Source organism: Bartonella sp. MU70NMGDW (assembly GCF_042194085.1).
Lineage (GTDB): Bacteria > Pseudomonadota > Alphaproteobacteria > Rhizobiales > Rhizobiaceae > Bartonella > Bartonella grahamii.
In genome coordinates, this window is sequence record NZ_JBHIMK010000270.1 from 1 (window position 1) to 1,549 (window position 1,549).

Here is a 1,549-nt window from a genome sequence, read left to right on the forward strand (position 1 = left end):
TTGGGGAACGACAATCCCTTAATACTGCTTAAAACAATGCAAGAAAAATGCGAAAACACCCCCTTGTAATATAGGAGGAGAATTTATAAATAAAGCGTTAACTTTCGTGCTTCTTATATAGAGCACATAACGGCATATACAAATAGGAGAAAAATTCGTTTCGTTCATTCATAATTCAATCAGATCGCTTCATCACGCAGTAAAATTTCCCATCATTTAGTCAAGTTTTCCCACGTTTCAATCAATTGAATAGAAGGTGACCGTCTCTTTTTGTGCATTGTATAAGAAAATGAAATCATAAAGCTATTTAAATTCAAATAGTTATAAAAATAAATCAACATTTTATATTAATAACCAGCGATATTGAAAGAATATAAACAGTGAAATATAGCGGAACCGTCGAAGAGCTTAAAGATATAGTTAAAACAGCTGGATATAAAATCATAGAAATTAAGTCTCTATCACTTAATTCTTCTAGAGGATATCAGATCAAAACCTCCGAAGGAGGCGTTATTAATTGGTATGAAAGCACAGGAACAATCAACGTTCAAGGCAAAGAATCCGCTGTGAAAAATCTAGAAAAAGCTTTGGTTAAACATATACAAGAAACATCAACGATTCCTTCCTCAAAAACTGCCCCCAATACCTCAAATAAAAAAATTTTTATCGTTCACGGTCATGATCGTACTGCCCTAAAGCAACTTACATCTATTCTTAATGATTTTAATCTCGAACCATACATCTTACAAAATACTGGCGGGAATGGCTTAACCATCATTGAAGCTTTAGAAAAAGGAATCCGTAGCGATTTCATAAAATTTGGTATTGTGCTGCTTACTCCCGATGACATAGGCTATGCCAAATCTGCCGGCAAAAAAGCAGCACAACCCCGTGCACGACAAAACGTTATTTTCGAAATGGGCATGTTAATGTCTGCGCTTTCTCGCAAAAATGTAGCTATTCTAAAAAAACAAGACCTTGAACTCCCTTCAGATATTAGTGGAATTATATACCTTCCTTTTAAAGAACACGTAAAAGAAACACTTAAAGATCTTTCTCATCGACTATGTGAAGCAGGCTTCAATTTAGATGCAAAGAAATTAGATGAAAAGAACGTTACTCATGCATCACGTTAAATTTGAATAATGCTTATGTTTATTTTTTAAAGCGCACGCCCAAAATCACAAGGCACCCCACCACATTCCACAGACACACACATCCTATAGCACAGAGAAACGATCACCCCCCACTCTTATTCAAACAGCAAGCGATTGTGCAAATTTTAATGAAGAGACCGCGCGTGAATTCACTACCGTAGAAGAAATCATTTTAGTCTCTTTGATAAACGCGGGGCTGATGTCATAATTTTGGTAATTGTTACAGAAAGGTTTAAGAGGCAGCCTCTGATTAGATTAAAGAAAAATAGGAAATTCACGTCGGGCATGTACTACAGCTACAATTTCGATTTGATGTGCAGCTACTCGATACAATATAAGGTAATTTGGATGCGCTACAATTTCTCGTAATCCTAATACCTTCTCACTCTGTC

At 35.8% G+C, this 1,549-nt stretch carries 2 protein-coding genes; one reads left to right on the forward strand and one right to left on the reverse strand.

Annotated features, from left to right (window positions below):
* Window positions 1-380: 380 nt before the first annotated feature.
* On the forward strand, window positions 381-1,136 hold the full coding sequence (locus ACFIKE_RS10345; protein WP_375649779.1) for a TIR domain-containing protein: 756 nt from the start codon (window positions 381-383) through the stop codon (window positions 1,134-1,136).
* A 276-nt stretch (window positions 1,137-1,412) separates the two neighbouring features.
* Here the strand turns inward: ACFIKE_RS10345 and ACFIKE_RS10350 are convergent, their stop codons facing one another.
* A complete protein-coding gene (locus ACFIKE_RS10350; protein ID WP_375649780.1) occupies window positions 1,413-1,517 on the reverse strand; it encodes a hypothetical protein in 105 nt (34 codons plus the stop codon).
* Between the last annotated feature and the right edge of the window lie 32 nt (window positions 1,518-1,549).